General features: G+C 50.3%; 20 protein-coding genes. 5 read left to right on the forward strand and 15 right to left on the reverse strand.

The window, feature by feature from the left end:
- Positions 1 to 6 precede the first annotated feature (6 nt).
- The 5 genes from mutL to NST83_RS13590 all read right to left on the reverse strand — a co-directional run bounded on the left by mutL (position 7) and on the right by NST83_RS13590 (position 8,029).
- A complete protein-coding gene (gene mutL / locus NST83_RS13570; RefSeq protein WP_342414591.1) occupies positions 7 to 2,121 on the reverse strand; it encodes a DNA mismatch repair endonuclease MutL in 2,115 nt (704 codons plus the stop codon).
- A 75-nt stretch (positions 2,122 to 2,196) separates the two neighbouring features.
- Positions 2,197 to 4,980: a DNA mismatch repair protein MutS gene (gene mutS / locus NST83_RS13575; protein ID WP_342414592.1), complete on the reverse strand. Its 2,784-nt coding sequence runs from the start codon at positions 4,978 to 4,980 to the stop codon at positions 2,197 to 2,199.
- A gap of 109 nt (positions 4,981 to 5,089) precedes the next feature.
- The gene (locus NST83_RS13580; RefSeq protein ID WP_342414593.1) at positions 5,090 to 6,322 is read right to left on the reverse strand and encodes a hypothetical protein; all 1,233 of its coding nucleotides are present in this window, start codon (positions 6,320 to 6,322) and stop codon (positions 5,090 to 5,092) included.
- A 126-nt stretch (positions 6,323 to 6,448) separates the two neighbouring features.
- Positions 6,449 to 7,006, reverse strand: a complete 558-nt coding sequence (locus NST83_RS13585) for an outer spore coat protein CotE (RefSeq protein WP_137063346.1) — start codon at positions 7,004 to 7,006, stop codon at positions 6,449 to 6,451.
- A gap of 126 nt (positions 7,007 to 7,132) precedes the next feature.
- A complete protein-coding gene (locus NST83_RS13590; protein ID WP_137063347.1) occupies positions 7,133 to 8,029 on the reverse strand; it encodes a LysR family transcriptional regulator in 897 nt (298 codons plus the stop codon).
- A gap of 115 nt (positions 8,030 to 8,144) precedes the next feature.
- Here NST83_RS13590 and NST83_RS13595 point away from each other — a divergent pair, with 115 nt between their 5' ends.
- Positions 8,145 to 9,455, forward strand: coding sequence for an amino acid permease (locus NST83_RS13595; protein ID WP_342414594.1), 1,311 nt, complete (start codon positions 8,145 to 8,147; stop codon positions 9,453 to 9,455).
- A 29-nt stretch (positions 9,456 to 9,484) separates the two neighbouring features.
- Here the strand turns inward: NST83_RS13595 and NST83_RS13600 are convergent, their stop codons facing one another.
- The 5 genes from NST83_RS13600 to NST83_RS13620 all read right to left on the reverse strand — a co-directional run bounded on the left by NST83_RS13600 (position 9,485) and on the right by NST83_RS13620 (position 15,103).
- Positions 9,485 to 10,441, reverse strand: a complete 957-nt coding sequence (locus tag NST83_RS13600; RefSeq protein WP_137063349.1) for an aromatic acid exporter family protein — start codon at positions 10,439 to 10,441, stop codon at positions 9,485 to 9,487.
- Positions 10,442 to 10,577: 136 nt separating this feature from the next.
- The gene (locus NST83_RS13605) at positions 10,578 to 11,411 is read right to left on the reverse strand and encodes an ABC transporter permease (RefSeq protein WP_137063867.1); all 834 of its coding nucleotides are present in this window, start codon (positions 11,409 to 11,411) and stop codon (positions 10,578 to 10,580) included.
- A gap of 8 nt (positions 11,412 to 11,419) precedes the next feature.
- The gene (locus tag NST83_RS13610) at positions 11,420 to 12,232 is read right to left on the reverse strand and encodes an ABC transporter ATP-binding protein (protein WP_342414595.1); all 813 of its coding nucleotides are present in this window, start codon (positions 12,230 to 12,232) and stop codon (positions 11,420 to 11,422) included.
- Positions 12,229 to 13,317, reverse strand: coding sequence for an ABC transporter substrate-binding protein (locus NST83_RS13615; RefSeq protein WP_342414596.1), 1,089 nt, complete (start codon positions 13,315 to 13,317; stop codon positions 12,229 to 12,231). Before NST83_RS13615 ends, NST83_RS13610 begins: the two co-directional genes overlap by 4 nt.
- Positions 13,318 to 13,585: 268 nt before the next feature.
- Positions 13,586 to 15,103 carry a carboxypeptidase M32 gene (locus tag NST83_RS13620; protein ID WP_342414597.1) on the reverse strand — a complete coding sequence of 506 codons (1,518 nt, stop codon included), beginning with the start codon at positions 15,101 to 15,103 and terminating at the stop codon, positions 13,586 to 13,588.
- Between the two features lie 257 nt (positions 15,104 to 15,360).
- Here NST83_RS13620 and NST83_RS13625 point away from each other — a divergent pair, with 257 nt between their 5' ends.
- The 4 genes from NST83_RS13625 to NST83_RS13640 all read left to right on the forward strand — a co-directional run bounded on the left by NST83_RS13625 (position 15,361) and on the right by NST83_RS13640 (position 17,637).
- Positions 15,361 to 15,924 (forward strand): carbonic anhydrase, encoded by a 564-nt coding sequence (locus NST83_RS13625; protein ID WP_044647778.1) that lies wholly within the window; start codon positions 15,361 to 15,363, stop codon positions 15,922 to 15,924.
- A gap of 249 nt (positions 15,925 to 16,173) precedes the next feature.
- Complete coding sequence (locus NST83_RS13630; protein ID WP_044647777.1) at positions 16,174 to 16,740, forward strand: PadR family transcriptional regulator; 567 nt, start codon at positions 16,174 to 16,176, stop codon at positions 16,738 to 16,740.
- 156 nt (positions 16,741 to 16,896) lie between these two features.
- Complete coding sequence (locus tag NST83_RS13635) at positions 16,897 to 17,352, forward strand: hypothetical protein (protein WP_342414598.1); 456 nt, start codon at positions 16,897 to 16,899, stop codon at positions 17,350 to 17,352.
- A 3-nt stretch (positions 17,353 to 17,355) separates the two neighbouring features.
- Positions 17,356 to 17,637: a YxcD family protein gene (locus NST83_RS13640; protein ID WP_342414599.1), complete on the forward strand. Its 282-nt coding sequence runs from the start codon at positions 17,356 to 17,358 to the stop codon at positions 17,635 to 17,637.
- Positions 17,638 to 17,737: 100 nt separating this feature from the next.
- Here the strand turns inward: NST83_RS13640 and NST83_RS13645 are convergent, their stop codons facing one another.
- From NST83_RS13645 to NST83_RS13665, 5 genes are all read right to left on the reverse strand, one after another.
- Positions 17,738 to 18,616, reverse strand: a complete 879-nt coding sequence (locus tag NST83_RS13645) for an STM4011 family radical SAM protein (protein WP_342414600.1) — start codon at positions 18,614 to 18,616, stop codon at positions 17,738 to 17,740.
- On the reverse strand, positions 18,613 to 20,037 hold the full coding sequence (locus tag NST83_RS13650) for an STM4012 family radical SAM protein (RefSeq protein ID WP_342414601.1): 1,425 nt from the start codon (positions 20,035 to 20,037) through the stop codon (positions 18,613 to 18,615). Before NST83_RS13650 ends, NST83_RS13645 begins: the two co-directional genes overlap by 4 nt.
- A 69-nt stretch (positions 20,038 to 20,106) precedes the next feature.
- Positions 20,107 to 20,889, reverse strand: coding sequence for an STM4013/SEN3800 family hydrolase (locus tag NST83_RS13655; protein ID WP_342414602.1), 783 nt, complete (start codon positions 20,887 to 20,889; stop codon positions 20,107 to 20,109).
- Positions 20,886 to 22,223, reverse strand: a complete 1,338-nt coding sequence (locus NST83_RS13660) for an STM4014 family protein (protein WP_342414603.1) — start codon at positions 22,221 to 22,223, stop codon at positions 20,886 to 20,888. Before NST83_RS13660 ends, NST83_RS13655 begins: the two co-directional genes overlap by 4 nt.
- 19 nt (positions 22,224 to 22,242) lie before the next feature.
- Positions 22,243 to 23,085 carry an STM4015 family protein gene (locus NST83_RS13665; protein WP_342414604.1) on the reverse strand — a complete coding sequence of 281 codons (843 nt, stop codon included), beginning with the start codon at positions 23,083 to 23,085 and terminating at the stop codon, positions 22,243 to 22,245.
- Between the last annotated feature and the right edge of the window lie 109 nt (positions 23,086 to 23,194).

The raw sequence follows: 23,194 nt of genomic DNA on the forward strand, positions 1-23,194 counted from the left end.
ACTCCCTTACATTACTCTCTTAAACAGCTTCTCCAAATCATATGTGGAAAAGGATACAACGATAGGCCTCCCATGCGGGCAGGTGTACGGCTGTCTGCACGCCGCCAAACGCTCCAGCAGTACGACAGCCTGTCGGTCGGTCAGCTTTTGGTTTGCTTTGATCGACGCCCGGCAGGAGCACATGATCGAGGCTGCCTCCCGTAGCTTAGCCAGATCTATTGCTTTTTCATCCAGCACCCATCCTGCCATTTCCTCAATAACATCCGCTTCTTCTCCTTGAGGAAGCCAGTAAGGATAGGAGCTAACACGGAAGGTTTGACCTCCAAAATGCTCCAAATACACTCCCGCCTGCTCAAACCAGTGCAGCCTTGTTTTCAGCTTTTCCGTCTCCGAGGGCGTAAATTCTAATGTAATCGGCAGCAGTAGCTCCTGCGATACCGCCTCGGGATTGCCGAATTTTTCATAATAAAATTCGTAGTTAACCCGTTCATGCGCAGCATGCTGGTCAATTAAATACAGCCCCTGATCGTTCTGCGCAATCAAATAGGTTCCATGGTGCTGACCAATCAAATTTAGCTCAGGAAAAGCGGGCAACTCGGGAGCCTCACCCGATACCACTGCCAACTGCTCTGCATTCAGCCGTGACTGACGTGTCTTCTGATCCGTGAAATAGCGGGAATCCTCGGCGTTTCCTCCACCCGGTGAAGCAGAAGACCGATAAGCTACAGAAGCAGCCGCTTCCTGTACTCTGCCGCTGTACAAGGGGGATGAGCTCGATCCGGCTTTATTCCCATCGTTTCCATCCACAAAATCTGCATCCAGTTCCTCGTCACTGACACGTTGCCCAGAAGACGGGTTCCCCCGACCAGAGGCAGGGAGCCTTTCCCTAGCTTGACGTTGCTCACGCTCCGTGCAAAGCCTGTGGTTTTCCTCATTCTCGTCCAAGCGAATGGATTGGCGCGGGTCACGACCCTCCGGGTAAGATCCGGAAAGCGACTGTGCCTCCCTCCGGCTCTCGCCAGCAGAAGAATTTCCTTCCATATCGTTTCCCTTCGAGAAATGAAACTGCTCCTGGACGAACGAGCCGCTATCCTTACCGCCAATTTCGCGCTTGACCGCCTTCGGAATCAGTACCTGTTGTCCTAAAACAGCCTTTACCGAATCCTCAACCAGTTGAAACAGCTCGGCTTCCTTGCTGAACCGCACCTCCAGCTTGGCGGGATGAACGTTAACATCTACTAGTGAAGGATGCATTTCCAACTGGATCACAGCCAGTGGAAAACGATTGATCGGCAGCAAAGTATGATACGCTTTGAGCAGCGCCTGATTCAATCCATAGCTGCGCACAAAGCGTCCGTTCACCACCGTTGAGATGGCGTTCCGATTCGATCTGGTCCACTCCGGGCGACTGACATAGCCGCTAATGCGGTAATCCAGACTCTCTCCTTCCAGCAGCAGCATGGATTTCGCAGCCGAAGTTCCATAAACCGCAGCAATCACCTGAAGCAAGTCACCATTGCCCAGCGTTTGAAGCAGTGTATTCCCATTATGCCTTAAGGTGAAGGCAACTTCCGAATGCGAGAGCGCCATTCGGTACAACACATCCGAAATGTGCCCCAGTTCTGTCTGGATCGTTTTCATATATTTCAGCCTTGCAGGCGTGTTATAAAACAGCTCCCGGACGGTAAAATCCGTCCCCTGTCGGGCCACTGCATCCTCATGGAGCATCAGCTTGCCGCCCTCAATTACCAATTTGCGGGCACGTCCGTCATCTCCGGCTGCTGTGAGCAGCTCCACTTTCGATACAGCCGCAATACTCGGGAGTGCTTCTCCCCGGAAGCCCAGGCTCGTGATCTGGAACAGATCGCGTCCGTGTCCGATTTTGCTGGTCGCATGCCGATAGAACGCCGTTTCCACATCTTCAGGCTCGATGCCACTACCGTTATCCGTCACCCGGATGCTTTGCAGTCCGCCTTCCTCTACCCATACGTCGATACGGGTACCGCCCGCATCAATCGCATTTTCCACCAGTTCCTTCACGACGGAGGCTGGACGCTCCACAACCTCACCGGCAGCAATCTGGTTGGCAATATGCTCATCCAGTACCCGAATTTTAGACATCCTTTTAACCTCCCCCTGACTTCAAAGTGTGATGAAAAACTGGAAATATAATATCGTTACCAACAGATATGGGTACTATAGGCCGTTGGCCTTGTTCTTCAGTTCGTTTAATAGCTGCATCGCCTGCAAAGGTGTCATGTTCATGACATCGGCGTTTTTCACCTTGCGTAAAATCTGGCGCACAATTGGGTTAACCTCGGTCGTCTCCAGCTGCGGCTTGACAGGAGCAAGCTCTTGCTCTCCGAAAATAGACAGCTGTACGACTCCGGTAGCCGTATGTTCCAGCACACTGGTGTCTTCCACAGCCTTTTGCGTGTTTTCTTTTACAACGGTGGCTTGCTGTGACACAGGCGAAGCCCGCAATGCCGCTTCTCTGCTCTCCCGCAGCGTCTGATCTGAATGGGTGCTGTCCGAAACAACGTTTTCCCTTGCTGCTGCAACAACCTCGGTGCCCGCCGTCACTTGGGCAGCCGCGTGCTCAAAGCCATGCAATAGCCCATTGGCACGTTCAATGATATTATCCGGCAAACCCGCAAGACGAGCACAATAGATACCGTAACTGCTGCTGGCCGCGCCAGATATGAGCTTACGCAGGAAATTCACCTTGTCGCCGCTTTCCTGTACCGCCATGGAATAGTTTCGCAGCGAGGACAGGCTTTGCTCCAAATGGGCCAGCTCATGAAAATGCGTAGACACCAGCGCCTTACAGCCGATCGTGTCATGGACAAATTCAATCACAGCTTGAGCAATCGCCATTCCCTCACTGGTGGACGTACCTCGTCCCAACTCGTCAATAATGATCAGGCTTCGCGGAGTCGCTTTGTCTGTCATGACCTGAATATCAGCCATTTCCACCATGAACGTACTCTGGCCGCCGATCAGATCATCCGCCGCACCGATGCGCGTAAAAATGCGATCCAGCATCGGCACTTTGGCATGTGCAGCCGGAACGAAGCAGCCGATCTGCGCCATGATTGCGATCAGCGCAACCTGACGCATATACGTGCTTTTCCCAGCCATATTCGGTCCGGTGATTAGCAAAATATGCGCATCTGCTTCCTCCAGCGCCGTACCATTGGCGATAAAGCTGCCATCCTTCATCACAGCTTCCACAACGGGATGTCGCCCTTGCTCCACCACGAAATCATATCCCGTTGTCAGCTCAGGCTTCACGAAGCCACGCTCTGCACTGACCGATGCCAGCGACTGGTACACGTCAATTTCTGCCACTCGCTCTGCCAGCTTTTGCAAACGCGGAATTTCAGTATTTAGTTTACTCCGAAGCTCAGAGAAAAGAGAGTACTCCAGATCCACCATCTTATCCTCGGCTTCCAAAATCAGTGATTCCTTTTCCTTCAGCTCCGGTGTAATATATCGTTCCGCATTCGCCAGCGTTTGCTTGCGTTCATATCGCCCTTCTGGCAATGAAGCCAGGTTGGATTTGGTTACCTCGATATAATAGCCAAATACTTTGTTATATCCAATTTTGAGCGACCGAATGCCCGTTGCTACACGTTCCTTCGCCTCCAGCTCGGCGATCCAGCGCTTGCCGTTCACGCTCGCTTCACGCAGTTCGTCCAGACGCTGATGATAACCTTCCTTAATGAGGCCCCCGTCCCTTACGGAAATAGGCGGCTCGTCCGCCACGGCTTCCTCAATCAACGCGCACAAATCTGTACAGCTATCCAGCGTTTGGGCAATTCGGCGCAGTGTCTCCGATTCCGATCCTGCACAGAGCTCACGCAAAGCCGGAATCCGGGTCAATGACAGCTTGAGCGCAATCAGATCGCGTGCATTGGCGCTACCAAAGGCAATTCGCCCAACCAAACGCTCCAGATCGTAAATTTCTTTAAGCTGTGCACGCACATCCTCACGAAAAATAAACTGGTGGTACAGCTTGTCAACCGCCTCCAGCCGTTCCTCGATCAGATGGCTACTAAGCAGCGGCTTGTCGATCCAGCGTCGCAGCAACCGCGCTCCCATCGACGTCTCCGTCCGATCCAGCAGCCATAGCAGCGAGCCTTTCTTGGAGCGCTCACGAACCGTCTCCACCAGTTCCAGATTGCGGCGGGTAAATGGATCAAGAATCATAAAATGGTTCGGATCATAAACAGAAATCTGGGTCAACTGGCCTAACGATCTTTTTTGCGTTTCATTCAAATAAGCAATCAAACGCGACACACACTGCCTGCGTTCCTCGTTGAGCCTTGCCCACGTTGCTTCACCAAATTGACCACGCACAAGTTCATCCTTAGACTTGTCCCAGGCTGTGTATACAACACGACGCCCAACGGGTGACATTCGGGAGGTTACGAAATCTAGCAGATGACCATCGCCCACCATTTCTGACGGCTCATAAATATTAATTTCATCCAATAGCCATTCTTTCGAATCCGGTACAGAGGTCACATACAGCTCACCTGTTGACAAATCGCAGGCTGCCAGTGCCAGCATCCCGCCCGTCTCGGTGACACATACCATGTAGTTGTTGGATTTGTCACCCAGCACCTTACCTTCCATCACCGTACCCGGAGTAACGACACGGACAATATCTCGCCGTACCATTCCCTTTGTAGCCGAGGCTTCCTCCATCTGTTCGCAGATGGCAACCTTATAGCCCTTTTCAACAAGGCGCTGTATGTAATTTTCCGCCGAATGATAAGGCACGCCGCACATTGGAATTTTTTCCGTGCCGCCACCCTCGCGTCCGGTAAGTGTAATCTCCAACTCCCTGGATGCAAGAATCGCATCATCAAAAAACATCTCATAAAAATCCCCCAGGCGGAAAAACAAAAACGCATCCTGGGCCTGGTCTTTTATGGATAAATATTGTTCAATCATCGGTGTATATTTGGCCATACCGTCTACTAACCCCCACACATTGTTCCGTTTAAACTTACATTACCTTTCATTATAGCAAAAATGACAGTCGATAACATGAAAGCAATCGCAGACAACATCTCTCATTTTACGAAAGCCTCCAAAACGGACGCAAATCCCGAGATTCATCCCATTGCTTTCCTTGGCGCAGACTGTCCAGCAAAGGCCCGACATATGCTTTATACTGCGGATATACATCCAGTAAAACGATATCCAAAATAAGAGGTTCCATATACCCTCCCAGCACAATCCGATTTCCTTCATAAAAAGCTCTATGGGCCTCTTCCTCATCTAGTGGCCTACGCTGCAAGCGCGGATATTGAGACGCGATGAGAAATGCCATTCCAATCACGCCTTTCGCGAGCTGCGGCGAAACGAGAAAGCTGGGTAGCGTACGGTATTCAAAACCGCCGTACGGTTGGCGGCGAAAATCGCCCAAATTGCCGTAATGTGGTCTGCGCCGGGCTGCGCATTTGTCTTCTAACAACGCCAAAGGCAGCGCCAAATAATTATCTAGCGCACGTAGCAGAGACCCGTTCAGCGAAATTCCGCTAAAATGCAGATGCCCTCCCAGCGGAAAACCCGACTGCGGCATCCCGCCTGCTTGCCAAATTAGCGTACGATCAGCAATGCGCCGGGCCGCTGCCGCAAAGGCATGGCGTAAATGGTTTAGCAAAAGATACGGATCGCCACTTGGTGCGGGTCGAAGCTCAGCGACCGGGTACAACGTCCGCCCCCGGCGCGTAACCGCATCGCATCCTGCCACGCCAAGGCGTCCCAAATATCGTGAAGCCGGTACGACCCGTCCTTCCGGCATGCGGACCAGCACAAATTCAGGGTCCATCCCGATTAGCAGCTGTTTATCCCCTTGTGCCGCTGGAAGATCCTCTCCCTGAACATCCTCCTCGCGAGCAGCGGCTTCATATAGCGTGTCTAGGCGTCTATCATTTAGCCATGGCTGAGCCACGACTTCACGTACCTGACAACTGCGCTCGCCCAGCAGTGTCAACGTCACCTCGCCACTGTCGAGGCCGAGAGTGTACAAAGTACGTACAGCTAGACGCTCCATTCGGACGGACAGCTGAGAGCTGCTATCCAACGCAGACGGATTATAAGCGCGGACTTTGGAGTGTCCTTCAATCGTGCGTCTTCGAATTTCCAGCATTCGTAGCTGATGGATCTGCACTGCATAGCCTACCGCAAAATCTGCTGCGTTGTCGTCAATCCAGCGAACCGATATGCCGGAGCGTTCCAGCCGGCGCTGCTTTTCATCATCCGACATCTGTCTAAAGCGTTTAAGCGCCTGTCCCGCCTGCTGCATTATCTTCCCCCCTACCAGATTACGGACGAATTCCCTTCCCTACAACAAAAAAAGGAGGGCCTCTCCCCCCTGCGCAGCTTCAGCCGGCGCAAAAGAGTAAAGCGGCCCTCTTTTTGATTACTTCCGTCAGAGCTCGTCGTCAATGAGGTCGGGGTCGAGCTCCTCATAGTCCCCTTCTTCCGCTCCAAAATCATAGTCCTTGTCAAAATCGTCACTGCTGCCATTCGGGAATACTTCTACAACAATTTTCGTTTCTGCCACCAGTTCCACCGCAAATTCCCGCTCGACCCGGATAATTACGCTGCCGCCCCCTGAAGACACACTGGCCTCAACGCAGCTTGGCTCCTGTGTCGCCTCGGCGGATACTTCCACTGTAGACGCCCGGTGCTTAGGATCAAGATACGAGAGCGGTACATTTTCTACGTACGACACCGTTTCCTTTGCCACATCGGTCTGCGAGTTTTTATCGTATGAGTACCAGATATTGATATCATACGTCCCCACGACCTCAATGCCGTCTCCAGCCGCCACAGACTCATACTGGTGGTTAATAATCCATGCCCCCAAAATGCTGGTCGGATTATTAGGCGGAGTTACGGTATGGGTTACGGTAGAGAATTTGCGACCTTTACCACAGATCGCTTTTGTAATAATCTCTCTACGATTTTTATGACTCAATGCCATTCTTGAACCTCCTCCATACAATCAATCATTCCATACATATGTATGCAGGAAGTAGGCGAATGTTGAGTGAATAGGCGAAAAGGAAAAAATATTATTTGTATAAGCTTATGCTCTAACGGCTTGAACTCATGCACGCCAATGTGTTACATGCTGCTCGACAATCCGTAAAAATTCGCTGAGCGCCGGGGATTTCCACTTTTTCGTATGATAGGCGACCTGGGTAGCCACCTGCTGTTCGCTGTCATCCCAGCTTAAACGCGCCATCTTCCCTTCACGCAGCTCATTTTGCACCGTAACCAGCGGAAGCAGCGCAACGCCCAATCCGGCCATGACACATTGCTTGATCGCTTCAATACTCCAAAACTCCAAACTAGGGTCTGCAAAAATACCGTGTCTGTTCAAATATTGTTCAAAAAGGATTCGATAGGTGCAGCCCGTCTCTGTGTGCAAAATGGTTTCGTCCTTCAAGTCAGCTGGCTCTACTTTACTATAGGAAGCCAGTGGATGGCCCAATGGTGCAACCAATGCCATCGGCTCGTGTATGAGCGTAGTAACATGCAGTTCTCTATCCTCCGTCTCCGGCTGAAGCAAAAAAGCCAAATCCAGCTCACCTGAGCGGGTCAAATCGCGCAATTCCCAGCATTCACCGGGTTTAAGCACGATTTTCACCTTGGGATAACGCTCTCTGTACTCACGGATCAGGCTCGGCAGGCGGAAAGCCGCCAGCGACTCTGGCGCTCCAATTTTGAGCGTGCCCGTCAGCACCGTTTCTGAGCGTAACGCATCCTTGGCAAGGGCATGCATCTTGGAAATCTCCTGAGCATAGGGCAGCAGGCGTCGTCCGGCATCAGTGAGCATGATTTTCTTACCTATGCGGTCAAAAAGAGGTGTGCCCAGTTCTGTCTCCAGCGTCTGAATTTGAGCAGTTATACTCGATTGTGCATAATCCAGTATACGCGCAGCCCGCGTAAAACTGCCTGCCTCAACCACATTTAAAAACGTAAATAAATGCCGTGATTCCATAAGTTGCTCCTTCAATCGTTTTTTTCGATGAAAGCTATCGTTATATTCCGTTTTTCCGATAGATTGATTATCTGATAAGCTGAAGGAAATGACAAGAGAAAGAAGGCTTACCTGCATGACAAATGAACATAAACTACAATCCACCATTGGTCTTCCACAGGCCATTGCGCTATATATCGGGGCGGTGCTGGGTTCGGGGATACTGATTGTACCCGGTCTTGCCGCCGAAATGGCGGGTCCGGCATCCCTATTGGCATGGGGCTTTATGACCCTGCTCATCTTGCCGATGGCCCTGTCCATGGGACTGCTGTCCGCCAAATTCCCGAGCGCTGGAGGGGTATCGCATTTTGTTACGCTGGCTTTTTCACCGCGTGCAGGCTCTTATATCGGGTGGTTTTTTCTAATGTCAGTTCCGATTGGGGCGCCTGTTGCCGCACTCACCGGAGCTGGCTATATGACCGCCGCCATGGGCTGGGGAGAGGGAAGCCGGATGGGACTGGCCGTCGCCATGCTGGCGGTTGGACTGATCATTAACTGGATCGGTATGAAGGTTGCCGGACGTATTCAGATCGCCGTTGTCATTGCTATCGTTGCTGTCCTGATCTTCGCCATTGTCGCAGCGCTGCCACAAATGAAATCGGTACACTTCACACCGTTTGCTCCGCACGGCTGGCTTCCTGTCGGTCAAGCGACCGCGATTCTGTTCTGGTGCTTCATCGGCTGGGAGGCCGTCTCCCATTTGTCAGAAGAATTCACCAATCCTCAGCGGGCGGCTGTTAAGGGTGTCACCGTTGCAGCCATCATCGTTGGCCTGCTTTATTTTCTTACTGCACTGGCTACAGTCGGGACACAAAGCTACCTTGCAGGCGGATCGGACGCTTCGCTCGTATGGGTGATTAGCCGGGCTATTGGTCCGTGGGGCGCAGTGATCGCGGGCTTGACGGGCATCTTTATTTGTACAGCTACGATTATCGCTTATGTAGGTGCTGCTTCACGCGTCGCGTATGCTTTATCCCGGCAAGGCCATGCCTTCCACTGGATGGGTCTCTTGTCCCGACGTTTTCATACGCCAATTGGGGGTATCGCGTTTCTTTCCCTTTGTTTCGTCGTCATTATGTCTCTTTACGGTAGCGGTACCGTTTCACTTACCAACCTGATCCAGTTCCCCAACGCCACCTTTATCCTGACCTATCTGGGCGGGTGTGCTGCGGGTATCAAGCTGCTACGGGGTAATCGCTGGGGCGTAGCCATTAGTTGGGTGTCATTCATCTCGACGGCGGTGGTGTTCCCCTTTGTCGGCTGGGCCATGCTTTATCCTTGCCTGATCACCGTTGCCTTATGGATCGCAGGTCGGATTCGGCACAAACGAACCCTGCCTGCGCCGTCCGTCATCACTGAAAAAGAAAAAGCTACTGTCCTTCATTAGACAGTAGCCGTTTAGATTGGGCCTCGATTCTAAGCTTTGACTGGAGTGGGGGCCTTGTCCTTTTTAGCAATTTTTAAATACTGATGTAATTCATGTGTAAGCTGCAACAGTGTCGAACGAATTTCGAACTCCTCCCGGGTTGCGGGAAGCTCCATTTTTTTAAATTCCTCACGCACCTGCTCCAGCAGCTTCTCCGTCTTCCCCGTATAATGTCCAGCCAGAACGTCATTGCTGAGCTGATCGAATAGCTCGGCCAAAAGTTTAGCCTGCGGCATATGCTGGTACATCTGCGAGATTAGCTGCATCATATTTTGAATCGAATCCAGTTGTTCCCTGCGCATATAAAAATACACATTCCAGCCCTCTTGCGGACGAAGCATCTGATTTTCCAATGAACGCCCCGCCTCGGTCACTCCTTTGGCGATGACATTGCTCGCTTCTATAACTTCCTTGCCATCCCATATGTATGCCGGACTGCGTAATGTATTGGCCATATTTCTGAATATAATGGAAAACGTCCGGTCCACCTCCTGCCGGATTTGCTGCATCGTGTTATCAGAGCGCGGCATGTAGGCCAGATTGACAACCATCGCAGACCCTAGTCCGATGACCAGCAGATACAATTGAGTCATTAGCACCTGCATATCAATCTCACCACCGCTAAATACACGGAACACAACGACTGAACCCGTGACGATTCCTTCTTTAAAGCCTACCCGTACAATGACCGGAAACGCCGTTAAAATATATAATGCCAGTACCCAATCATGGAATCCGAATACAACAAACAAAACACAAGCAAAAAGAAGCCCCACGACGGATGCAAAAAATCTCGCCGAAATGGTACGGAGACTTCTCTTGCGAGTGACATCCACCCCCAAAATAGCCAAAAGCCCTGCCGAGGTGGCTCCATGAATGCCAAAACCATCCGCAATGAGTACGGCCATTAATGCGGCAATAGCCGTTTTAATCGTACGAAAGCCCATGAAAAAATTCTGTCCTCTCTGGATGAAATCTGTTTTCGTAAAACTTTGAATCATTTTCATTTTCATGGTACTTTATTTTCACGTTTTACACAAATGAGGAATTTGCAAAATCCTGAAATGTATAGAAGTTTGATTCTTATCGCTGAGGACGATCAGACAGTAACAGTCGCTCCACATACACGACCGCCTGGTACATCAGTGTCGCTACGACCGCAATGATAAGTAAACTGGACATCACCAGCGTGAAATTGAACACCTGGAAGCCGTAGATGATCAAATAGCCCAGCCCGTTTTTAGCTACCAGAAATTCACCGACGATCACGCCAACCCAGGCCATGCCGACATTCACCTTTAGTGTAGAGACGATAGCTGGAAAGGATGCAGGCAAAATCACCTTGCTAAACGTATCGCGCCGCGATCCACCAAATGTGCGAACCACCTTGATCAGATTCGAATCCACTTCCTGAAAGCTGTTATACACGACTAACGTCGTAATAATGACCGTAATCGAGAGGGTCGTCATTAGAATAGCGGTAAATCCCGCTCCGAACATGACGATAAAGATCGGCCCCAGCGCCACCTTGGGCATACTGTTGAAGACAACCATATAGGGGTCCAGTACCTTCGACAGAAACGGCGACCACCAGATCAGCACAGCCAGCAGTGTTCCCAGCAGCGTCCCCAGTAAAAAACCCGCTAACGTTTCTCCAACCGTGACACCGACATGCCCCCACAGCTCGCCACTGACCGCATCCTTGCCTATTTGGGTAAATATTTTGCTTGGATAACTAAACAGCAGTACATCAATCCATTTCATCCGACCCGCAATTTCCCACAACACAAATAAAAATACTACAATAGCTGTCTGTACACCCGTTACCAACCGTCGCTCCGAGCGCCTGCTGCGCTGATACTCCTGATGCAGCCCTTGAATCCATCGCTGTTCGAGCCGATCCGCTTCGTCCTTCACTTTTCTACTCACTCCTTTGCTCCCGAAGCCTCCAGTTCACCCCATATTTCATGAAAAAGCTCATTAAAGCCCGGCTGCTCGCGTGCATAAAAAGGCTGAGCTTCGCGGATGGAATCCGGAATTTCAAAGGTACGCCGGATGTGGCCCGGATTTCGGCCCAGCACAATAATCCGGTCGCTAACCGCAATCGCCTCCGCCAAGTCGTGTGTGACCAAAATAGCTGTTTTCCTCCGCTCACGCAAGGTTTCGGCAATCAGGTCTTCCAACTGGAGCTTGGTCTGATAATCCAGCGCAGAGAACGGCTCATCCAGCAGCAGAAGTCCTGGATTGGTTGCCAGCGTCCGTACCAGCGCCACACGCTGGCGCATCCCCCCGGATAACTGGGACGGATGCAGATGCTCCTTCCCTTCCAGCCCCATGCCCTCCAGCAGGAGTCGGGTCCGTTCACGCGAGTCCTCATCTACCCGGTTGCCCAACTCCAGACCCAGCAGCGCATTATCCATGATCGTACGCCACGGAAACAGGTAATCCTGCTGCAACATGTAGCCGACCTCCGGACTCGGACCATTTACAGGCTGACCTTGCAGCAGCACCTGACCCGCCGCCGGGCGCAATAACCCAGCGATCATGGACAGGATTGTCGTTTTGCCGCAGCCGCTTGGGCCAACCAAACTGATAAACTCTCCTGTCCCTACGGCGAAGTCGATATCCTCAACCGCGAGCGAGGCCTCCCGGTCTGTTACATACACATGCGTCACTTGCTTCAGCTCCACCACCGGGACCGTTGCATCCGAAATAAGACAACTCCGTTCTTCTGTCATGGCGAGCCTCCGGCGTCTACACCTGTATCAGCGGCTCCATTTGTTCCCGCTTTTGCAGGCTGGTCAGCGTTCCCCGATGAGCCTGCTGCAATCACCTTCGCTGCAAAGCTTCGGTTCACCAATTGATCCAGCGCAACCGGACTTTCCAGCTCGCCCGCCGAAGTCATAACATCCTGTAAATTCTTCCATTCTTTTTCCTCAATCATTGGATTCAAGGCATAGGTGCCTTGTTCCTTATACCGCTTGACACTACTGGTCAGAACCGACAGATCTGTATCCTTGAAATAGGGCATAATGGCTTCGGCAATCTGCTCAGGTGGATGCGTGGCAATCCACTGCTGTGCCCGGTATACAGCCTTCGTAAATTTTTGTACGGCCTCGCCATTTTCGTTCAGATAGCTTTGCTTCGCCATATATACGGTATAGGGTAGCTCGCCGCTCTCCACACCAATGGAGGCCACTACACGTCCCCGGCTTTCTTTTTCGAAAATAGACGCCTGTGGCTCGAATAACTGCACATAATCCCCTGTACCAGAACCGAAAGCAGAGGCAACATTGGCAAAATCAATATTTTGAATCAGCTTCAAATCCTTGTGTGGGTCAATGCCGTGTTTGCGCAGTGCAAATTCCAACGACATTTGTGGCATTCCGCCCTTTCTTTGCCCAAGAAAATTTTGTCCTTTCAGCTTTTCCCAATCAAAGCTACCCTGCGTTTGCCGGGCAAACAGAAAGGTTCCGTCCGTCTGCGTCAGTTGGGCAAAATTAATGATGGGGTCCTCTGCCCCTTGCTGATACACATAAATAGATGTTTCCGCACCGATAAGTGCGATATCCGCCTGATTGGACAGCAACGCCGTCATCGTCTTGTCGCCACCGGGAATCGTCGCCAGTTGGACATTCAGCCCCTCCTGAGCAAACATCCCCTGGCTCAAGGCTACATACTGTGGCGCATAAAAGACCGTTCGGGCTACTTCGCCCAGTCTAATCTCAATCGTCTGCTCCCCTTTGGGTGCGCACCCGCCGAGCAGCAGCAACCCGAGCACTGCCGCAGCCGCCACAGCTTTGAAACGAGCGCCGATATTCATCCCTGTTCCCTCCCCACCTTTTTTGCATTGTAGACTGAATCAGTTTCATAATACCCTCAGTAGCTTTAATCAAGAGTACATATAGATCAAAATGGTTTAGTTTGTCTATATGTAGTACACATTTCGTTGGGTTAATCATTTATGAAATGGATTCAACTTCATATATTGTTATGCGGCTGCCTACTCAATGGTTAATCGCACACAAAAACCCCGCGTTCGCCCAGGAACGCGGGGTAGATGCACAAATGATGATGTTATAGCTTGTAAATCACAGCTTGTATATGGAGGTATATTTTTCTTCCAGATAATCAGCCAGATAATCCGGGTTTAGATCCTCGCCCGTAATGGATACAATCAGCTCGGACGGCGTCCGGCTCTTGCCGTAACGGTAGATCCGTTCGATCAGCCATTGCTTGATCGGCTCCAACTCTCCAGCAGCAATCAGCTCATCCAGATTTGGCAGTTCCTTGCGCAGTGTCGCCAAAATTTGCGCTGCATACATATTGCCAAGCGAGTAAGAGGCAAAATAACCAAAATCACCACCGGACCAGTGAACGTCTTGAAGAACGCCAAGCCCGTCATTCGGCGGAAGAAGTCCCAGATATTCCTTATATTTTGCATTCCATACTTCTGGAAGGCGCTTCACATCCAGCTTTTCATTAAACAGCATTTTTTCAATTTCATAGCGGATAATGATATGTAAATTATATGTCAGCTCATCCGCTTCAATACGAATCAGTGAATTTTCCACACGATTAACGGCCAGGTAGAACTGTTCTGCTGTGACCTTTGCCAGACGGTCTGGAAAATGCTTTTGCAAGTCAGCATAATATCGATCCCAAAAAGCACGGCTGCGTCCAATCATATTTTCCCACAAGCGAGACTGGGATTCATGTATCCCCATGGAGGTTCCTTCAGAAAGCAGCGATCCTGCCAGCTCAGGCGCAATATTTTGCTCATACAGCGCATGACCGCCTTCATGCAATGAGCTGAAAATCGCGCTAGTCACATCATCTTGCAAATAATGTGTGGTTATGCGCACATCGCCCGGATTTAATCCTGTCGCAAAAGGATGCACGCTCTCATCCAAACGACCTGCGTCGAAGTCATAACCCATCTGTTTCAAAATGAACAGGCCGAACTTCTCTTGCTGCTTCACATCAAACACACCGTCCAGAAAGCTCTTATCCGGCTGATTGGGTGAAGCCTGAATTTTAGACAACAGCGGCACAAGACGCTTTTTGAGACGATCAAACACAGCATCCAGCTTTTCAACCGTCATCCCCGGCTCATATTGATCCAAAAGCGTGTCGTATTCCGTATCCTTGACTCCCCAATAACCGATAAACTCACGTTTCATCTCTACGATTTTAGACAAATAAGGCTCGAATTCGGCAAAATTGCTATGTTCCTTGGCATCCTCCCACTTGCTCTCCGCCTGAGCTGCGAGTACGCTGTATTCCCGATAACGGTCAGCCGGAACTGAGCGGTTCAGCTCATAATTTTTGCGGCATTCCTCCACCAATCTGCGATCATTGTCCTCCAATTGCTCCAGTTTGTCTTCTGCGGTAAAAAATTGCAGCAATTGTCCCATTTCACCCGAAATAATCAGCTTGAACATCTCAGTGGACAACATACCCAACGTTTCCGAACGAATATCAACGCCCTTGCGCGGAGCACCTGTTCGTAAGTCCCAGTGCATCAAGCCCACGGCCTCGCCATAACTTTTGATTTTGTGTGCTAGCTCTTTTAAAGCTGCCAATTGGTCCAACGTCTGTTGCGCCATAATCGAGGTCACCTCTTTATCTAAAATGGATAAAACTTTATACTTCTTATACTTGATGATACTTATATTAAAAAGTATAATCAACACACAACATTTGCGACCAGCTCCTGAAGGCTTTAAAAAACTGTCAGATAGTACATATTTGTCAAGGGGTAAAACCTGATTGTCGGTCTGTGTGGATCGGAATTAGGCTTCTTCCATGCTGGTCTGCTACAAAAAAATGGTTCAACATTAAATAGTATACGGAGGGAACAATCGTGGATCACATCAAAGAGATTTTGGAATACAACCGCGTTTTCGTGGAAAACAAAGAATACGAAGCCTATCGTACAGGCAAGTTCCCCAATAAAAGAATGGTCATCATTACCTGTATGGATACGCGTCTGACTGAACTGCTGCCCAAAGCCATGAATCTGCGCAACGGCGATGTCAAAATTATTAAAAATGCGGGTGCGATTATCTCCCAGCCTTTTGGAAGCGTTATGCGTAGTGTGCTCGTTGCCCTGTATGAGCTGGAAGCGGATGAAGTGCTCGTCATAGGCCATTACGAATGCGGTATGGCCGCGCTGAATGCGGACCACATGGTCAATGAAATGCTGGAGCGCGGGATTTCACAAGAGGTACTAAGCACTCTGGAAAATTCAGGGATTAAACTAAACAAATGGCTGAAAGGTTTTGACAACATTGAGGAAGGGGTTAGAAGTACCGTAAAGCTTATTAAGAATCACCCCTTGCTCCCGCCTAATGCGCCTGTTCACGGTATGGTCATCCATCCGGACACCGGGGAGCTAACGCTGGTTGTTGATGGAAATAAGCAGTGAAAATCCTATAATTAACATTAAAAAGGGTATTTTTAAGGCGTACTTTACGACCTAAAAATACCCTCTTTTTTATGAAAATAAGCACATATGAGTGTATGATGATCCGAGTTAATTTTGGCTAACCTGTGAACGACCTATCTGAAAGTTGTCAAACCATACAGTTTCAGTGTACACTTTTCATGAAGCGGCAGAACACCTGCCGTAGAGCCGTTATAACCGTTACTAAGATGGATGAAGGAGATAAAATCTATGAATTTACTATCGTATGGTCTGTTGGGCCTTCTCGCCAGAGAAGAATCCTCCGGCTATGATCTGATGCTGCGTATCCAGCCTTTTTGGCAGGCTAAGCACAGTCAGATCTATCCACTGCTAGCGCGTATGGAAAGCAAGGAATTGCTTGCTTCCCGCTGGATTCAGCAGTCCGACAAACCTGATAAAAAAATGTATACCATTACAGACAAGGGAATTCATATGCTTCAGCAATGGTCCCAGGAATCACTGGCCGCTCCGGTCACACGGGACGAATTAAGCCTGCGGCTGTTCTGTCTCTGGCTGACGGACAAAAGCAGTGCCAACCGTATGCTGGAGGAACGCAAACGTCATTTCATCCAGCGAATACGGCACCTTGAGGATATTCTGAACGACATTCCCGACGAGGATCTGCATTTTGGCAGCAAAAACTTCGGTGATTACATTCTCGTGCAAAAAGGGCTTATGAATGCCAAAGCGGGTCTGGAGTGGTGCCAAATGGTACTCCGTATGTTGCTTGCCGGAGATGTAAGAGCGGACACTAATCCATTTTCACTTAAACCATAAGACTGAATGCTTTAGTCCAATCATGCATAGGCTTTATATATCAATAAAATTTGAATGTTTTAAATTTTTTGAAACCCTTTTCTATCCGTTTCGTATTACTGGTAAGCGGCTGTTTGACCTATATCAAACCAACATACCAAGGGGGATTATATTTACATGAAAAAAACATTTACTTTGAAAAATATGATGATGCTGATGATGGCCTTTACCCTGCTGATTGTTATGGTCGCACCATCTACAGCCGACGCGAGGCGAGGCGGCGGATTTAAATCCGGGCCAAAAACGTACCAATCTACACCGAGCAAGGCCACTAACAACAACGGCATCAATAAGTCCGATAGTGGCACCAAATCCAGTGCAACTGCAGGGAATACAAGCAGAACAGGTGGATTCCTTGGCGGTGGCGGTGGATTCCTGAAAGGCATGATGCTGGGTGGTTTGGCAGGTATGCTCTTCGGCGGACTGTTTGGCAACATGGGCGCACTGGGCAGCTTGCTTGGCCTTGCGGTCAACATTCTCGCTATATACGTCCTGATCATGGTCGGAGTAGGTATCTACCATGCTATTAAAAATCGTCGCAGACCTGATGATTCCCGTGGAGGACGTTACTAAGTTATGATTTTAAGTATGGATGAAATTGTAAACGCCATCTGTCTGCATATGGCTGAACGCAAAGGCGTCCAGCCCACTGATGTGACAGTAGAATTAAGCTGGGAAGAGGATACAGGATACTCAGCAGAAGTCCATGTACAGGGTCGCAGCCAGTATCTGGTGGAAGCCAACATGATCGAGGCCATCTTGAGATACCTGCATTCCGAGTACAATATGCGTGCCTATCGCGAGCAGGTCAGACTGGATCTGGACGAAGAAATTACAGCCATTGTCCAGACTGACTGAATAACGTGTAGAGTCACCTAACAGAATGTGCATTGAAACGGAAGAACCGACCTTCGCTTGATCCGAGGGTCGGTTCTTCTTTACGTTCTATAGGACCATGCTAAATGTGTGGAGCTGAGGATACCGGAACCTGGGGTGCTCTTTCGAGCAGACCACTGCCGTACATTTCCCGAAATGGCTGCTCCTCCATATGAATGTACCCGATATAACAGCCGCATTCCTTCATCCGGCACGGACGCTTGGCACTTAGTCCTTCAAGGCCATCTCTGTACAAGTGACCCAGCACTCGCCGATCCTGGTAGCAATGTTTTACACGTCCGTCACCCTGTACGTAAAATACATCCTCTCCAGCGCGACACGCCCGCCCCTGACTACTGTAATCCTGCAAATTCCATTGGAAATAGGGATCTATAGCCGTTAATTCAGCAATCTCGGCATCGGTATAATAATGTGGTCGATCCTTGTAAGCGTTGACCCACAAATAAACATCCTTCGGAAGCTGTGATCGCAAGGAATGAATAGCGGGAAAAGCCTGTCTCAGTCCCACGGTGCCGACACTGTAGGAAATACCAAGTTCATATAGCTTCATACCTTGAGATATAAAAGCCGGCTCCTTCGTCTCTCCCGGATGATACGTCGCCCACAGCGCAGCCGTCTTCGGATTCAGTTCCCTGGCCCAATCCAGCTTAGCGGACAGGTTCGTCTGTACAGCCACTTTATCCACATGCGCCATATGGGAAAACTCAATCATGGTCTTGCGGTACCAGGAATGAATGAGAGCTTCTCCATACGGATTGAAAAATATGGATAGTCGATGCCCCAAAGTTCCCTGTTCCCGTACCCAATCGGCAAAACGCTCCAGTTGCGCCCGATCCTTGTTCAATGTTTCACGGCTATCCACGTTTTTGCTGAACGGGCAGTAAGGGCAAGCATAGTTGCACGAAGCCAACGAGCCACGATAATATAGGGTTGCTCTCATGCGCCTACGTAGCCTTCCATCCGCTCCCGTACTGCCGTGGATATCATCCAATCGCCAATCGCATCGGAATAAGCCATTCCTTCCTCGGTCAGTCGCAGTGTGTCGTCCACAACCACCGCCATACCAGAATCCAATAACAAGGACATTCCTGCAAAATCATCCGCCAGAGACGCATCGAAGCGCGCGGCGTAAGCAGATAGCTCCAGACCTTCACGATGGAGAAGTGCCTTCAGAATAAAACGCCGCTTGCTCTCCTCCACATTTAAAATAAAACCGTAGTCAGCCAGATCATGGCGCTCGGCGGCGACATAATCAGCAATAATACCGCGCGTTGCGGCTGCACTAACACCGTATCGGCTAGCATAGTGAACATTACGCGTATAGGAGCGCGCACCGCAGCCCAGACCGGCCATGCCTTCCTCCTGACAGCTGTATGGCAGCAACTCCTTGCCGAGTGCATCATCATTTTTGGCAAAACGGCGCATGGAATATTGTACATATCCCGCCTGTTTGAGTCTTTCACGTGCTACTTCGTACAAGCTGAGACGAATATCATGATCCAGCCCGGTATAGCCCGGCTTTAAAATCGTATTTTCCCGAATGTATAATGGGTAAATAAAAATTTCACCCGGTGCGTAAGATAATGCCTCTTCCAGAGAGTACAGCCACGTTTCCACCGTTTGACCGGGGAGACCATAGATCAGATCCACGTTCAACAGCGGAAAATCGTACTCCACCAGCCGCGCAAGCGCTTCTCGTACAAGCTTGGGCTTCTGAGGGCGGTATATGGCCGCACTCTCCGACTCCACAAAGCTCTGGATCCCCATGCTGACACGGTCCGTTCGGCGGCGCTTGAGCACCTCCAGCCGATCTTCGGTTACCGTATCCGGCGACGTTTCCACCGAAATGGAAGCATGTTCCGGGTCTAAACCCATTATATTTTCCGCAATGTCAAACAATCGCTCGACCAAAGGAGCCTCCAGCAAGGTTGGCGTACCGCCGCCGATCGCAAAGCGTGAAAACGGCCGACCACCCATGATTGGCGCCCATTGTCGGGCTTGTCTTTCAAGCGCATCCACATACTCCTTATGCACATCCAGCCGCTTGTCAGGCAAAGTGAACAGGTTACAGAATCCACAACGAGCCGCGCAAAACGGAATATGCATATACAAAAAATAGCTCTCCAGCTCCTCCTTCTCCCACAACTCTTGCAGTGAGAGCTGTGTATCAAACGGCCGATAGGCCGTTTTATGCGGATAAGAGTACAAATAGGAGCGGTAGGGAGCTTCACGGATCGTACGTGCCCATTGGGCAGGGTTCTCAGGCCATGGAGACCCTGATGCTGAGCCTGCGTCCAGCCCTGCAGGGGGATTGCCTTCTGCTCCCGTTAGAAGCGAGTGATTCAAATGCATGGCTTTCATTTCTGCTCCCTCCTCGCGCTGGATTGATTTCTTTACATTTTACCAGTGCAATCTAAAATTTCTTGTACCTTACAACACAAATTCGCGGTAAGGCACATTCCATACTACCTCATGAGCTAGACGATGCCCTTCGTAGCCGTCTTCCCCATAAGCCGTACCATGATCGGAAAAGGCCATGCAAAACGTCTTTCCCCGTTCTCGTAAAGCATCAAACAAACGCCCAAGCTGCCCATCCACATAACGCAAGGCTACACGTTGGGACTCCACCGAATCCTTAGCTGAGCCCTCCAGAAAATAGTGATTAGGGCCATGAATAGCTGATACATTCAGGAACAAAAACAGCCGCTGCGCCGGGTCCGCCTTCTCCAGTAGCTTAAGGGCATGATTCACCTGATGCTCGGTTGAACGGGGATTCGTAACGCCGAAGGTCATACGCCAGTAGCTTTCCTGAAAATACCCCGGCAGCACCTTGGCAAGCTTGTTTTTTTTCGTAAAAAAAATAACGCCGCCGATGCAGATTGTTCGATACCCCTCACCCGCCAGCCCGGATACAATATCCGGTGCATCAAACAGCCACGTATGCGGATGCGTCCGCAGTCCCGTATCCATTGTATGAAACAGCCGTATGTGGGAGGCCTTATCCGTATTAGCCGGTGTAGGCAAAAATCCGCCAAAAAACGCATGATGTGCAGCATAGGTAAAGCTGCCCGGCGTATGGCGTTTTTCCCATGGTCCAGACTCGCATAGATTCGGACAGTTCTCCTCCTCCAGCTTGGCTACATCGTAACGCAGCGTGTCGAGCGTAATCATGACAATATCATGAGAACCGACAATCTGATTCATATCGGTCATAACGAGTCTTTCCTTTCCAAAGTTGCAGTCCCATTGGCGAGATGCAGCATTTCCCATTCATATGGATTCCATCCCTGATGCTTTACACGATATAGCAGGTCACCGAACGGATTAACATCCAGCACGTATGGACGACCGCCATGCGCCGGAACCAGCACATCCAGCCCAGCGACCATAGAGGCTGGAAATGCGCTCATCGCGGCTTCCGCAGTCTGCTGCACCGATTCTACCGTATCCTGCGGCAACCCAGCGCCCTCCAGCAAGAGCCGTTCATTGCGCAAATGCAGATTCGTAATCGGACTCCGACTCAAACGCAAAACGGCATGACAAGCCTCTGCTCCACAAACGAGCTGGCGTACATCGTAAACACGTCCGTTCAGACTCGCTTTAGGTATCCAGCGCTCCACATGCACCCCTTCCGAGCATAGCCAGCCCAGGGTAGCATGAATGTCCTGCTTGTCCGTATAACGGCGCAAGCGTCCGGCATTGTAATACATGCGCTGTCCGTGTACGATTTCCGTTCCGATGGTGGTTACCGCCAGTTCTGCCCGTGTCCGCGGATGCACCTGATAGGCTATTACACCAGAAGCACCGGACCCGCAAAATATTTTCACAAACAGGCGGTAAACCCCGCTCTCCTTCATCGCTGCGTGCAGATCAGCAACATCACGAAAGGTACCGTCTAATGGTGCAAGCACAGGCGGAACCCTTATGCCCGCCTTGTCCAATACGGTGCTGCAACGCCGTTTGTCGAACATCACAGCCACTTCCGTCGGATCATTCATCCAGCGCGACGAGGGCCACAGCTGGGCCGCTTCTTGCCGCAGCCACGCCAGCAGACGGCAATATCCCCGGAACCATTGTGCCGGGTGCCAAATGCGACCGTGCTGCTCCAGCAGGCCTCGCGCTTCTGCCGCCAATATGCCTGGGCCATATGCTAATTCCGCACACGGCAACAAAGAATCGTCTCCCTCCGCATCCGGGGCTCCCAAAGCAATCAGTTCACGCTCTATCTCAAAGCTTTCGCCTGGTGCATCCAGACGAAGCAGCGGACTAATGTCCGCCGCCCCCGTCTGTAACTGACAGATGCTCTCTTGCATATATACACTAGCATTTACACTGTCTGACGCAGACTGTATAGCTATTCGGGCCATCAGTTCACCCAAGCTTTGTTTTTCACGGATGGCTTCCAGCACATTTTTATAGGAAATCTCAACAGCTGGCGGAAGCTTCAATCTGCTTCGCGCCTCTTGTAGTCCTGTGGTCCGCCGATTCCCCGAATTGCCAAACAAAATAAACCGCTCGTTGACATTTCTGTCTGATACCCCAACCATAAAAGCCGCCTCACCTCACTTACTCAGTCAACGATGGATAGCGCCAATCATCTTCCTCGTCCGCTTGCTGCTGATCTTCCACATTCACAGACAGTCCTGTGCTTTTCCAACGTCTCATCATTTCATCAGACATATAGTGATAGCTCAAATCCAGATGCTTTAGCCCTTTGATGCTTTCGCTAGCCAGTAGTGCCTCTGCCCCTTTATCGGACAACGTGCCTTGAGACAGATCAAGTACCTCCAGTTGTCCAATCACAGTTGCGTTTGCCGCAGCAATCGCAATTTCATCCTGTATTTCACTATCCTTCAGCCCCAAATAGGTCAGCTTGGGAAAAAGATTGTCGTTCAGGAACGGTAATACGTCCTCCAGACCACCGTCAAAACCGTATTGATCCACGCCCAAGTACAGCTCCAGCTTACGTAGCTCTGGCAGCTCGGCATTACGAATCTCCTGAAGAACACTCGCTGGCAAACCTCCGCAAATAATAACCAATTCCTGAAGGTGGCTATGCCGCAATGGTTCCAGGCTCAAGTCCTGACTTCCTTTGACATAAAAGGATTCCAATGCTGGAAACGCCTCCAACAGCGGAGACAGATTCGTCTGATTAATCCACGAAACCTCACACTCGTCATATTCCATATCCCCGATAAACAGCTTACGCAGCTTCGGAAATTGATCTTTGTGCTTTACCAGCACCGGAATAAAATCCTCCGGCGATTGTTCATAGGCTCCGCCCCAGTCTCCAATAATCAAATCCGTTATTTCTGCGCTCTCTGGCTTGACTGCCAGTTCTTCAATAAAATTGGCCATCGTTTGACCCTTCTCATAAGCTTCATAATCCACAACCAGCTTTACTTCCATCTCGTAATACCTCCGATCACTGATCTGAAAATGTAATAAATCCCTATCTCATAAACTATCTATTTCCAGTTTAGTCTATCCTATCATACCAATGTTCGTCAAAAATAGA

Source organism: Paenibacillus sp. FSL R10-2782 (genome assembly GCF_038592985.1).
Classification (GTDB): Bacteria; Bacillota; Bacilli; order Paenibacillales; family Paenibacillaceae; genus Paenibacillus; species Paenibacillus terrae_C.